This window comes from Alteromonas sp. R7, assembly GCF_055755235.1.
Map to the genome: position 1 here is coordinate 140,113 of NZ_JBVTQX010000006.1, position 13,620 is coordinate 153,732.

11 protein-coding genes are annotated in these 13,620 nt (G+C 46.5%); 7 read left to right on the plus strand and 4 right to left on the minus strand.

All coding sequences use genetic code 11. The features are described from left to right. Positions 1-122: 122 nt before the first annotated feature. The 4 genes from AC0J2X_RS11505 to hslR form a co-directional block, all read right to left on the minus strand. Positions 123-2,546 (minus strand): TIM-barrel domain-containing protein, encoded by a 2,424-nt coding sequence (locus AC0J2X_RS11505; RefSeq protein WP_069945195.1) that lies wholly within the window; start codon positions 2,544-2,546, stop codon positions 123-125. 253 nt (positions 2,547-2,799) lie between these two features. Then, a complete protein-coding gene (locus AC0J2X_RS11510; RefSeq protein ID WP_069945196.1) occupies positions 2,800-4,362 on the minus strand; it encodes a phosphoenolpyruvate carboxykinase in 1,563 nt (520 codons plus the stop codon). A gap of 445 nt (positions 4,363-4,807) precedes the next feature. After that, positions 4,808-5,707 carry an Hsp33 family molecular chaperone HslO gene (gene hslO, locus AC0J2X_RS11515; protein ID WP_069945268.1) on the minus strand — a complete coding sequence of 300 codons (900 nt, stop codon included), beginning with the start codon at positions 5,705-5,707 and terminating at the stop codon, positions 4,808-4,810. Between the two features lie 23 nt (positions 5,708-5,730). Further along, a complete protein-coding gene (gene hslR / locus AC0J2X_RS11520; protein WP_014977772.1) occupies positions 5,731-6,135 on the minus strand; it encodes a ribosome-associated heat shock protein Hsp15 in 405 nt (134 codons plus the stop codon). A 129-nt stretch (positions 6,136-6,264) separates the two neighbouring features. Here hslR and gspC point away from each other — a divergent pair, with 129 nt between their 5' ends. The 7 genes from gspC to gspI all read left to right on the plus strand — a co-directional run bounded on the left by gspC (position 6,265) and on the right by gspI (position 13,620). Next, positions 6,265-7,182, plus strand: coding sequence for a type II secretion system protein GspC (gene gspC / locus AC0J2X_RS11525; RefSeq protein WP_069945197.1), 918 nt, complete (start codon positions 6,265-6,267; stop codon positions 7,180-7,182). Between the two features lie 98 nt (positions 7,183-7,280). Continuing rightward, the gene (gspD, locus tag AC0J2X_RS11530; RefSeq protein WP_015000022.1) at positions 7,281-9,332 is read left to right on the plus strand and encodes a type II secretion system secretin GspD; all 2,052 of its coding nucleotides are present in this window, start codon (positions 7,281-7,283) and stop codon (positions 9,330-9,332) included. Between the two features lies 1 nt (position 9,333). Then, positions 9,334-10,899: a type II secretion system ATPase GspE gene (gene gspE / locus AC0J2X_RS11535; protein ID WP_014980696.1), complete on the plus strand. Its 1,566-nt coding sequence runs from the start codon at positions 9,334-9,336 to the stop codon at positions 10,897-10,899. Further along, positions 10,900-12,126 (plus strand): type II secretion system inner membrane protein GspF, encoded by a 1,227-nt coding sequence (gene gspF, locus AC0J2X_RS11540; RefSeq protein WP_472996055.1) that lies wholly within the window; start codon positions 10,900-10,902, stop codon positions 12,124-12,126. After that, a complete protein-coding gene (gspG, locus tag AC0J2X_RS11545; protein WP_014951309.1) occupies positions 12,126-12,563 on the plus strand; it encodes a type II secretion system major pseudopilin GspG in 438 nt (145 codons plus the stop codon). The genes gspF and gspG overlap by 1 nt, the downstream gene beginning before the upstream one ends. Positions 12,564-12,568: 5 nt before the next feature. Continuing rightward, positions 12,569-13,195 carry a type II secretion system minor pseudopilin GspH gene (gene gspH, locus AC0J2X_RS11550; RefSeq protein WP_014977775.1) on the plus strand — a complete coding sequence of 209 codons (627 nt, stop codon included), beginning with the start codon at positions 12,569-12,571 and terminating at the stop codon, positions 13,193-13,195. After that, complete coding sequence (gene gspI / locus AC0J2X_RS11555; RefSeq protein ID WP_014951311.1) at positions 13,192-13,620, plus strand: type II secretion system minor pseudopilin GspI; 429 nt, start codon at positions 13,192-13,194, stop codon at positions 13,618-13,620. The genes gspH and gspI overlap by 4 nt, the downstream gene beginning before the upstream one ends.

Genomic DNA, 13,620 nt, shown 5'->3' on the forward strand with positions numbered 1-13,620 from the left:
TCAGTAGAAAGACATCCGATTTAGGCGTGAGGGCACAGCGTAGTTATGCCCCTTGACCACAAAGTGAACCTTTTGAGGGCGCTGACCTTTACTGTGCAAGAAAGAACAGCAGCCCTTAATTATCACATAATCACTACCTTTACAGATTGCTGATAATCGCAAGAAAATGCAAGTGAAAGCGTTTTCCCTTTTTCATCCCACATTACAGGTACGCTCCTGCCATCAAGTGAAACGCTCTGTGGTTTTTCGCTTAAACCATGCACGATGTAGGTGATGTCTCGCTGCTTAGGCATACCTATATAGCTGCCTTCGCTATCAAGCGTCAGGGTTAATGCGGCCCTATCGTCTACTGACGCATTAAGAAGTAGCTTTGTATATAAGCCTTTTTTGACAGACGCTGGATTTTTGCCGTCATCCTCGTAATAACCATATGAAGATGAATTCACTGAATTGTCATGCCAGTAATGCATTTCTATTTTACGGGCATCAAACTGCTCTGTGCGGCTAAGCCCGTCTGCCATTGGCATAAAGCTTCCTGCTTTTACCCACACTGGGAAATTGTCTTGGCTTAGCGGGTAGTTAACGGTTTGGTCACCTTGGTATTTCGTATCAGAGAAAAAATCAAACCATACGCCTTCAGGCAACTTGGTCGGCCACACCGTTTGGTTAGCGCTCGTCACAGGAGAAACTAACAGGCCATCGCCCCACAGATAACTGTCTGCATTTTCAAACCAATCGCTTTCACCGTACGCCATAGCTAACGGGCGCATTAATGGCGTACCGTAAAGCGCATTTTCAAAGGCCAATGAATAGTTATAAGGCAGCATGTCATAGCGAAGTTGGATAAACTTGCGCGCAATAGACTTTACGGGGTCGGCGTGGAAAATTGGCTCCGGCGCAATATTATCTTGAGCATGAGGCCTAAATACCGGTGAAAAGGTACCGAACTGAAGCCATCTTGTATAAAGCTCGGGATCAAAGGTTTCACCTCCAGCAAACCCACCTAAGTCGGAATGGGTATACGCCATTCCAAAAACACTCATTTGAAGTGCCAACTCTACCTGAGGTTTAAGTCCGCCCCAGCTTCGACTCACATCGCCTGTCCACGGCACCATTCCGTACCGTTGACTGCCCAAAAAGCCTGAACGCATCAGCACAAAGGGGCGCGTGTCGGGTTGTAGCGCAGTTAAATTGTTATACACGGTTTTCGCCCACTGATGACCGTAGGCATTGTGCACTTCTGCGCCGCTTACTTTTGTAGACTGCCACATGTGCTGAATGTCATCAGGGTGCACTTCAGGCTCACCCAAGTCGCCCCACCAGCCGGCAACACCCTGTGCAGCAAGCTTTTCATAATATTGCCAAAACCAATTTTGACCCGCTTCACTGAACACATCAACAAGGCCGGTATTGCCAAAATAAAAATCGAAGGTATACGGCGCACCATCATCGTTTTGAGCAAGGGCATTACTGGCAACGGCGCTTTCCCATTGTTTTGACGTCGTAAGAATAAAAGGCTCTGTTATCAGCACGGTTTTTACGTCTTGAGCGCGTAGCTCACTAATCATTTTCTCAGGCTCAGGAAAAGCGACAGTGTCCCAGCTTAAGTTCCCCATGTGCCCTTTAATGTCTTTGCCAAACCAATATAAATCAAGCACTACGGCATCAACGGGAATATCTTGCGTGTTAAAGGCATCGATAACATCCATCACTTCATTTTGTGATTTATAGCCAAATCGAGACGCAAAGTTACCGAGTAGCCAGCGTGGAGGAAGCGGCTGTTTTCCCGTGACTGCAACGGTAGACCTTACTGTATCTTCTAAATTTTCACCCAACACCATGATGTAGCTAGCACGGCCACCTTGTGCTTTAAATAGCAACTCGTCGCTGTTCGTTTTGCCAATATCTAGCTCACCAGAAGCGGTGTTATCGAACAATACGCTGTAATTTTTTGAAGACATCACGGCCGACAGCCCAAAATACATTTGGTTTGACGATGTGGTGTATCCATAATGTGCTTTGTTATATAGCGGCATGCTATGACCACGACGATCCATACCTAAAACGCGCTGGCCACCGCCGTAGAGCTTTTCGTTTTCATCTAACGCAAACGACAGGCTGACGCCTTTACTGGAAATACTTAGTCCGCCTTGCTCTTTCGCGACAATTTTGCCGTTAACAGAATAACTGATAGCGTGCGTCGCCTTATCAACATGCGCTGCAATATTATTGAGTTTTAAGATTAGGGTTGTCGCAGTTTCAACTAGCTCTACATCATTAGCTTTTTTGTCTGTAACATCAGTCAACGCGGGCTCGGGAAGCGCCATAGACGGTAGATTTGCGTAAGGCGTGCCATTATCATCAGTAAGATACGTTACTTGAAAGCCACTATCGTGCAACGCGCTTATCGTGAAGTCATTGGTATCCGTATCAATATTTAGCGTTGCTTTTTCGAGTGTCGCTGTTTGAACTTCGGCTACCGTATTTACCGAGAAAAATGCCAAACCAGCACATGCAAGTGCTATACGCTGTTTCCTGTCTATCATGCTCAAAACCTTCTTTATGCTTCAAAGCGAAGCGCACCTAATTAGCGAACCGCACTTAATTAACGAAGCGCGCTTAATTAAAGCCTTCTTGTGTACGGTGAATGATAGCTAGTGCCTTGCTCAACTTAAATAAACATACGTATTCATAATGTTAAATTTGTTAACAACAACACAAAAAAAGCCCGCAACACGGTGCGGGCAAAACATCAATCACGTTGAGAGTGATGAACGTTGGGAAGGGGCAGACCGAGTGTTAGTTACCCGGCCCGGCTTTAACGATAGCGTCGCTAACGTCGTATTTTTCAAAGTTCTGTTTAAAGTCGTTGACTAAGTTAGCGGCGTATTCGTTGTACTTCTCTTTGTCTGCCCACGTGTTTTGTGGCACAAGCAAATTGCTGTCTACACCGTCTATTGCCACTGGCACATCTAGGTTTAACGCGTCAATGTGCTGAGTTTCAACATCAGCCAAGTTACCCGATACAATCGCATCAATGATGGCGCGCGTAGTAGGGATATCAAAACGGCTACCTGTGCCGTAAGGGCCGCCTGTCCAACCGGTATTAACCAAGTAAACCTTAGCGCCAAACGCTTTAACACGCTTAATCAGAAGCTCTGCATACACGCCTGCTGGGCGCGGGAAGAAAGGCGCACCAAAACAAGTTGAGAAGGTTGATTCAATATCGCTAGTAGAGCCAATTTCAGTAGAGCCGACTTTCGCTGTGTAACCGCTTAAGAAGTGATACGCCGCAGCTTCTTCACTTAGCACTGAAACAGGAGGCAATACGCCACTTACGTCACAGGTCAAAAATACAACCGAGCGAGGTTCGCCGCCTCGGTTTTCAGCAACGCGCTTTTCAATGTGCGAAAGCGGGTAGGCCGCACGTGAGTTTTGGGTTAACGATGTGTCGGTATAGTCCGGCGTGCGTGTTTCATCAAGCACTACGTTTTCTAGGATGGTACCAAACTTGATAGCATTCCAAATTACTGGCTCGTTCTTTTGAGATAGGTCGATACATTTAGCGTAGCAACCGCCTTCAATATTAAATACGCTACCTGGTGCCCAGCCGTGCTCGTCGTCACCAATCAAGAAGCGCTTAGGATCGGCTGAAAGCGTGGTTTTACCTGTGCCTGAAAGACCGAAGAACAGAGTCACATCGCCTTCTTCACCCACGTTGGCAGAACAGTGCATAGGTAGCACGTCTTTTGCCGGAAGCAGGAAGTTTTGCACGGAGAACATGGCTTTTTTCATTTCGCCCGCGTAACGCATGCCAGCAAGCAACACACGCTTTTTAGCGAAGTTGATGATAACTGTGCCGTCGCTGTTAGTGCCGTCACGCTCTGGCTCACAAGTGAAACCAGGTACGTTTAAGATTTGCCAAGGCTGGTCGCCTTTAACATTCCATTGTTCAGGAATAATAAAAAGGTTGCGGGCAAAAACGTGCTGCCACGCGGTTTGCGTTCTTACTTCAAGCGACAAAGCATGTTCAGGGTCTGAGCCCACTTGAAGATGTGAAAGAAAGTGTTCTTGGGTAGACAGGTAGGCTTCAACGCGGTCCCACAGCGCATCAAATTTGTCAGCGTCAAAAGGCTTATTCACCTTGCCCCAATCGATGTCATTTTCGGTTGTTGACTCTTTAACGATAAATCTATCATTTGGAGAGCGACCGGTTCGTTTTCCGGTCTCTACGACAAGCGCCCCGTTTTTGTCAAGGACACCTTCGCCGCGCTTGACGGCGCGCTCGATAAGTTCTGCATTTGGCAGGTCGGTGAGTGGCGTTACTTTCAGCTCCGTTTGAATTGAGGCTGCTGCGGTCATGGCTGTTACCCTATATGTAATTTTTCAAAAGTACTTTCAAAAAAGTATCACCTCTTCGAGTGTAATGTAAACAAGGCCCAGCGCGCATTTATAAAACACATACTCACTATTTCTCATATGTTAATTTCATAAATATTGTAAATTAATTACAAGGAAAGCCTTTTCCTTGGGTATAAATGCAAAAATAGGGCGTAGAAAACCTATATTGATCGATGAATTTCAAAATAAAAAATGACAATTTTTCTTAGAAAGTGAAGGTGAAAATTTTCACCACAACAGGAAGAAAAGGAAAATAGGATGATGTAGGAAAGTTAAACACTTACTACTGGGCATTTTTTAACCACAAGTGAAGTGTTGGAAAAATGAACCTATCTAGAAGGTGAGAGATTCAGAAACAAAAAGCACCTTCAAAAGAAGGTGCTTTAACACAGCAGTAAACAAGTAGTTACTGATTTGAAGACGGTGCGTCGAAGTTGCCGCTGTGAATAGCCTCTACGTCGATACTATCGAAGCGATATTCTGTATGACAGTACTGGCAGTTCATTTTGATCGCACCTTCTTCAGCAATAATGGCATGAAGCTCAGACTTCTCAACGTGACGAAGTGCTTCAGCGCTGCGCTCCTTTGAGCATGAGCAGGCAAAGGTTACGTCCTTCGCTGGATACACTTCCACGTCTTCTTGGTGGTAAAGACGATATAAAATGTCTTCAACCGACAACGTAAACATCTCTTCTTTGGTCAACGTTTGAGTAAGCTTAGTGATATGAGCAAACTCATTGGCTTGCGACACATCGGTAGCGCTGGCATCGGTAGGTAATACCTGGAGTAACACACCCGACGCTTTCGCGTTTTTAGGGTCGCTCATGTCGGTCATTAGGTGCACGCTGGTCGCTAGCTGCTCTGACTGAGCAAAGTAGCCTTCAATACATTCAGCTAGAGAAGGTTTATCTAATGCGACAACGCCTTGATAACGCTCGCCTTCATCTGGTGTGATAGTAATGACCAATACCGCTTGAGACAATAACTCTGAAAACGTTTCAGGTAATGTTTCTAATGTCTCGTCCCAGCGCGCCACACCGCGAAGCGTTTGTTCGTGAGTGGCGTTTAATACCGCGTAACTTACCGGGCCTTTGCTTTGAATTTGAAGTGAAATTTCACCCTTAAACTTAAGCGTCGCCGTTAGCAATGACGTCGCTGCCGCCATTTCACTTAACAATGCTTGAATTTGCACAGGGTATTCATAGCTGTGCACAATTTGCGTTAAGCTCTCATCAAGACGAACCAATTCGCCACGAACGTTAGCTTGGGTAAATAAGAAGCGGTGTAATTTATCGAAATCGCTCATAACTAATCCTGTTGAGCAGCTCATTATTGCTGCTTAAATTTAATAATCTGTCGTCGCTGCTTTTTATCAGGTCTATGATCTGGTTTAGGGCTGTGAAAGGCGTTCATTTTGCGCGCCGTTTGGTTTTCTTCACGTTTTGTTACACTTTCAATCGTCTCTTCAAAAAGCGCCTGCGCCAAAGGCGCGCTCAAACGCTTGTCACTTAAGCCTAGCACCTTAATTTCACGATTATCCCATCCTGAGGGAACTTTAATCATGGCGCCAAGCTCTACATGCTTGCCAGGTTTGGCTCTTTGCCCGTTGTACTGGACTTTTCCCGACTGCACCATGTCTCTTGCTATTGCGCGGGTCTTAAAGAACCTTGCAGCCCATAGCCACTTGTCCAGCCTGACATTTTGTGTTGTATTGTTGCTATCCGATTGGCTCATGTAATATTTTCGTAATGGTGTGGCTTTAGTGTTGTGACCCTCACCTTTACTAGGCTATTATGGGTTTGCTAAAGCGCGGTTAACCAAAAATTCACTATATTATAATAAAGCAGTACCATCAGTGGCAGCATGACATTCAATAAACCCAACCCACAATCTCTGGTTGTTTATCTGAACCAGCATCAAAAACAGCTACATACCATCGTAGTGGTTCTGCTCAGCCTGTATTTAATTGCATTTGCTGCCAAACTCGTGTGGCGAATTATACCCGAACCTCAACTATCTGCGACACCCACAGTAAGCCGTGCTCCAGTTATTTCTTCGTCGTCAGGCCAAAATGGGGTCAACATTGCCAAAATACAACAGTTGAATCTGTTTGGTAATGCAGCGGCTAAACCCGCTGAACCGGTAGCCGAAGTTACTGACGCGCCAGAAACGCGCTTAAACCTAACTCTGACGGGCGTTGTGGCCAGTTCAGAGCAGGAGGCGGGTACCGCTATTATTGAAAATCGCGGCAGCCAAGCGGTTTATGGCTTAGGTGAGAAGATTGAAGGCACCAATGCCACGTTGCAAAAAGTGTACAACGATCGCGTTATTATTAAGAACGGGGTGAGAAACGAAACCCTGATGCTTGACGGAATTGACTACGACGAAGCTAATCGTCGCCGTGAAATGCAGGCAAGAAATCGACCTGAGCCAGAAGAATTAGAAGAAGACACCGTTGAGCTTAGCGATGAAGCATTAGAGGCGACTGCAGCTCTGCGAGAACGTCCAGCCAACTTCACAGACTTTATTTCAATATCGCCAAAAACTGAAGAAGGCCAGCTTATCGGCTACCAAGTGAGCCCAGGCAAAGAGCCTGAATTATTTAAATCGGCAGGGCTTCAGGCTGGTGATGTCATTACACAGATTAACGGGCTAGACCTTACCGACTTGCAGCAATCGCAAGAGGCGCTGTCTGAGCTACGCAATGCACAAACTATAGAATTAACGATTATTCGAGATGGCGGTTTAACTACGCTATACCTAGATTTACCCGAGTCTTAATACCACTAACGGTAGTAGCACTATATTGTCGCTAGGTATACAAAATAACAAATAAAGCAATTCGGTCATCGACAAGTTAGGAAATGAAGGAAGTTAGAATGAAAAGGCGCACTAGCCAAAAACTATTATCTCGCTTGAGCACAGCCATGTGCACGGCGCTTCTGTGTTTCTCGGTGACAGCCGCTGAGTACATGCCTAATTTCAAAGATACCGACATTAACGAGTTCATTAATATCGTTGGTAAAAATCTAGAGCGCACTATTATTGTCGACCCCAACGTACGTGGGAAAATAAGCGTACGCAGCTACGACATGCTCGATGAAGATCAGTATTACCAGTTTTTCCTAAACGTACTTCAAGTGTATGACTTCGCCGTTGTAGAAATGCCTAGCGGTATTTTGAAAGTGGTTCGCTCTAAAGACGCCAAAACATCGAACATTCCAGTAGTGGAAGGCGCTAACCGCGACGGCGACGAAATGATCACTCGCGTTGTTCCTGTGTATAACGTACCGGTACGTGAACTTGCGCCTATTTTACGCCAGCTAAATGACCAAGCGGGCGGCGGTAACGTAGTTAGCCACGACCCATCAAATGTGATGATGCTAACCGGCCGTGCAGCGGTAGTGAACCGACTGGTAGAAATTATCGAGCGCGTGGACCGTGCCGGTGACGAAGAAGTTGAAATCGTTAAACTTCGCTATGCGTCAGCATCAGAAATGGTGCGCATTATTGACAGTATTAATAAGTCACAAGGTAAAGCCAATACTGGTACTAAGTCTGAGCCTCGCGTAGTGGCAGACGACAGAACTAACTCAGTTATTGTAAGCGGTGATATTAAAGCGCGTCAGCGTCTTATTAACCTTATTCAGCGCATGGACCAAGAGCTTGAGTCAAACGGCAATACCCGCGTGCTGTTTCTTAACTACGCTAAAGCGGAAGATTTAGTAAAAGTATTACAGGGCGTATCTGCAAGCATTCAAGCTGAAGAGCAAGGTGGTGGCACTACGTCACGTCGAGCTGGCTCTAACCGTGAAATCAGCATTGATGCGCACGAAGATTCTAATGCCATTGTTATTACCGCAGAGCCGGACATGATGCGCTCATTAGAAGAGGTTGTACGTCAACTTGATATTCGCCGTGCGCAAGTACAAGTTGAAGCCATCATTGTTGAGGTCTTTGAAGGTGACGGCACTACTTTGGGTGTGCAGTGGGTGTCAGAACAAGGTGGTGGTACCCAGTTTAATAATGGTGTTGTACCAGTGGGAAGCCTAGCGGTTGCGCTAAAACAAGCTGAAGAAGATACTAACACTGAAACCTATGTGTCTGATGACGGTTCTCCTTATACAGTAACAAACACGCGAGAAGGCGATTACACTGCATTAGCGAGCCTTTTAGGCGGTGCTAATGGCTTAATTGCGGGCGTTATCGAAAATGGCTGGGGTGCTGTGGTACAAGCGGTCAGCACAGATACCAACTCTAATATTCTTGCTACGCCTCACTTAACGACTATGGATAACGAAGAAGCGTTTTTCATCGTAGGTCAGGAAGTGCCTATTATTACAGGTACAACAACGGGCGCGAATAACTCTAACCCTTTCCAAACTGTTGACCGCCAAGAAGTGGGTATCAAACTTAAAGTGACGCCACAAATCAATGAAGGCGACGCGGTACAGCTGCTTATCGAACAAGAAGTGTCTAGCGTAAGTGGCGCTACATCGGTAGATATTTCAATTAACAAGCGTGAAATTAAGACCACGGTTATTGTTGATGATGGCGGTACTATTGTTCTTGGCGGCCTTATCGACGAAGACGTTCAAGAGAGTGAATCTAAGGTACCACTACTGGGTGATATTCCAATTCTAGGCCATTTATTCAAATCTACATCAACCAGCAAGCGTAAGCGTAACTTGATGGTGTTCTTGAAACCGACCATTGTCCGTGACGGTGCAACCATGAATACAATCAGCCATCGCAAATACAATTACATTCGCGCACTGCAGCTAAAACGCCAGCAAGAAGGTGTTTCGCTAATGCCTTACGAAGAAACCCCGACTATTCCACAATGGGATGATGCGCTAGCGTTGCCACCTTCATTCGAAGAGTACCTTTCTGAGAAAGAGAAGCAGAAACAAGAAGAAGGTAACGACTAGCATGGCAGGGCAGGACGAACAAATTACTCAGGCATTAGAGGCGCAAGAAGAAGCCTTAGAAGCCATGGGTGAAGACGCAGGTTTGCCTGAAGAGGAGGCCGGTCCAAGACAGCTTTCTTTTAGCTTTGCGAAGCGCAATCAGGTATTGCTGGAAACCAATGAAACCCCTGCGGTTTTATATTTTACAGAGAATACGCCGTTTGATGTATTCGCCGAAGTGCGACGTTTCTACGGCGAGCCCTTTGTACCGAAAACTATTCCTGCGAACGAATTTGAAAGCCTGCTTACCAGTGCGTTTCAGCGCGATAGCTCTGCGGCTAAACAGCTAATGGAAGACCTTGGCAACGAGAGTGATTTGTTCGCTCTTGCTGAAGACTTGCCTGACACTGAAGACCTGTTAGACAGTGAAGACGATGCGCCTATTATCAAGCTTATCAACGCCATGTTGGGCGAGGCGATTAAAGAAGGCGCGTCAGACATTCACATTGAAACCTTTGAAAACCAGCTTGTGGTTCGCTTCAGGGTAGACGGCGTATTACGCGAAATTTTGCGCCCGAATCGCAAACTTTCTTCCATGCTGGTATCGCGTATTAAAGTTATGGCGAAGTTAGATATCGCCGAGAAACGCGTGCCCCAGGATGGCCGTATTACATTGCGTATTGCTGGGCGAGCAGTAGATGTGCGTGTTTCGACCATGCCTTCAAGCCACGGCGAGCGTGTGGTATTGCGTCTACTGGATAAAAACAATGCGCGCTTAAATCTAGAAGATTTAGGCATGACGCTGCAAAACCGTAATCACTTTTCATCTCTTATTCGAAAACCTCACGGCATTATTTTGGTTACCGGCCCCACGGGCTCGGGTAAAAGTACCACCCTGTATGCAGGGTTAACCGAGATAAACTCGCGAGACAGAAACATCTTAACGGTTGAAGATCCTATCGAATTTGACCTTCCTGGTATTGGACAAACGCAGGTTAACCCTCGCGTAGATATGACCTTCGCCAGAGGCCTTCGCGCTATTTTGCGTCAAGACCCCGATGTAGTGATGGTGGGTGAGATTCGTGATATCGAAACGGCGCAAATTGCTGTTCAAGCCAGTTTAACCGGTCACTTAGTACTCTCTACTCTGCATACCAATACGGCAGCAGGCGCGATCACCCGTTTAGAAGACATGGGTATTGAGCCATTTCTGCTGTCTTCGAGCTTATTGGCCGTCTTGTCACAGCGGCTCGTTCGTACCCTGTGCCCAGATTGCAAAAAGCCACATACGCCTGACGCTTCTGAGCTTGAAGTATTAGGGCAAAACGCCACAAGCGAGACCACCATCTACAAGCCCCATGGCTGCGCCGCGTGTAATCAAACCGGATATCGCGGTCGTACCGGTATTCACGAGCTATTGTTGGTAGATGAAAAAGTGCGCGAGATGATGCACGAAGGTGTAGGTGAGCAAGCCATTGAACGCTACATCAGAAAGACGACACCAAGCATTCGTGAAGACGGCTGTAGTAAAGTGCTGGCGGGCGCTACCTCACTTGAAGAAGTGCTTCGAGTTACGAGGGAAGACTAAATGGCGGCATTCGCTTTTAAGGCGGTTAATGCCCGCGGTAAAAATACAAATGGCGTACTTGAAGGTGATAATGCACGCCAGGTTCGCCAACAGCTGCGCGAAAAAGGGTTAATTCCCTTAGAAGTAGAGCAGGTCGCAGAGCGCTCACAAAGCGAAGGCAAAGGCCTGTCGTTTTCTTTATTTAAACCCCGTATTTCAGCATCAGATTTAGCGCTACTCACGCGTCAGCTCGCCACTCTTGTCGAATCGGCCCTTCCCGTTGAAGAAGCACTGCTTGCCGTAGCCGAGCAGTGTGAAAAGCCTCGTCAGAAAAACATGATGATGGCAGTACGCAGTAAAGTCGTGGAAGGACATGGACTTGCCGATGCATTGGGTCAATTTCCAAGTGTGTTCGACGAGCTATACCGTGCGATGGTCGCAGCAGGGGAAAAATCCGGTCACCTAGATACCGTGCTTAACCGCCTTGCTAACTACACAGAACGCAGACAACAAACCCGCAGCCAAATTACTCAGGCGATGATTTATCCATCGCTAATGCTGTTTTTTGCAATGGGTATCGTGTTGCTATTGTTAACGGTGGTAGTGCCCAAAATTGTAGGGCAGTTCGATCACATGGGGCAAGACCTCCCGGCCATTACCCAGTTTCTAATTTCTGTCAGTACCTGGCTGCAAAATTACGGCTTATTTATGCTTATTGGTATTGCCGTGCTTGTTGTCATTATTCAGCGCGTGCTGCAGCAAAAGCACATGAAGCTACGCTACCACAGAGCGCTGTTAACCTTGCCATTGATTGGCCGGGTGTCTCGCGGGCTCAATACCGCGCGTTTTGCACGTACCTTAAGTATTTTAAGTGCCAGCGCGGTTCCACTACTAGAGGCTATGCGCATTTCAGGTGATGTGCTGGAAAATCAGCATATTAAAAACCAAGTGGCAGATGCAGCCATTAACGTTAAAGAAGGCAGCAGCCTTCGGGCTGCGCTGGATAACACAAAAATGTTTCCACCAATGATGATGCATATGATTGCGTCAGGTGAAAAATCGGGTGAGCTACAGCAAATGCTAGCTCGCGCCGCAGATAATCAAGATAGGGAATTTGAAGCGCTTATTGGTGTCTCACTTAAGGTATTTGAACCCTTACTTATTGTATCGATGGCAGGCATTGTTCTGTTTATCGTTATGGCAATATTGCAACCAATTTTAGCATTGAACAACATGGTGAATATTTAATGAAAACACTTAATCGCAGTTCTGGTTTCAGTTTGATTGAAGTCATGGTCGTACTTCTAATCATCGGTATTATGGCGTCTATGGTGGCACCGCAAATCTTGGGTAACCAAGAAGAAGCGCAGCTTAAAAAGGCGGCGGTAGACATCCAGCAAATGGAAAGCGCGCTTGAGATGTATAAGCTGCGTAACAACCGCTTTCCAACCACAGAACAGGGACTAGAAGCGCTAGTTACCGCACCAACTATCGACCCAATTCCACGTAATTACCCTGAAGGTGGTTTCATTAAACGCCTGCCTGAAGATCCGTGGGGCAATCCATATGCACTAATTAGCCCAGGAGAACTTGGCGTAGTTGATATTTTCTCTAATGGTCCAGACGGCGAACCGGGTACTGATGATGACATTGGTAACTGGAACATTAACGAATACCTGAACTAACCTTTATGCGCAACCGCGGCAGTACATCTTTGAAAAAAGCAGGCTTTACCCTATTAGAAGTCATGCTGGTACTGCTGCTTATGGGATTGGCGGCGGGTTACGTTATGTTTAACGCATTCGGTGCGAGTAAATCTGACCTGCTAAAAACCCAAGCGCAACGCCTGCAGGTGATTGTTGATATGGCCAGCGATTTTGCGGTGTTAAATCAACAACAGCTTGGTGTGCGGTTTGAAGCCGATAAAAATGAATACTACTTTGTCTACTTAGACGACGATGATGAGTGGCAGCGTATCGAAGGCGAAAAAACCTACGAACCTTATACGTTACCTGAGCCTTTCACCTTCACTTTAAATTTAGACGACTTACCATGGGATGTTGAAGACAGGCTCTTTGACAGGGAGCTGTTCGACGAGAATTTAAGTGTTTCTGATGAAGGGGTTGAAATAGGTAACGAAGAAGAGAAAAAGCTGCCTCCGCCTCAAGTGCTTATAATGTCGAGTGGCGAAATTACGCCTTTTACCTTGTCGTTTAATTACGAAGGTGATGACGGCGACAACCCCGTCTATTACAGCCTGCAAAACCAAGATCTTCCGCCTTTAGTGCTTGAAGGGCCTCTGGAGAGACCACTATGAGTGCGTTCAACGTTGATGCATCGACAAAGAACGTTGCACCTGTCACGCCACGCCAGCAAAGTGGCTTGACGCTACTGGAGGTTATGGTCGCCCTGCTTATTTTTGCGCTAACCGGTACAGCAGTACTTAAAGCTGCAGGCGAGCATTTATCAAGCGTTGGGCAAATAGAATCTGTCACCTTTGCCAACTGGGTGGCAAGCAATCGCTTAAACCAGCTTCAATTAGATACCACGTGGCCGCCCAAGAACAATTTAAAAGGCACGATGGAGATGGCCGATCGCACGTGGTACTGGCAGCAAACGGTGACAAAAACCAACGACAACGACTTGCGATCGGTAACCGTTTCGGTGGGTGAAGACGAAAGCTACGGCAGTTCAGTTACATCAGTAACCACTTTCGTTGCTAAACCGACGGCGGGAAATTAG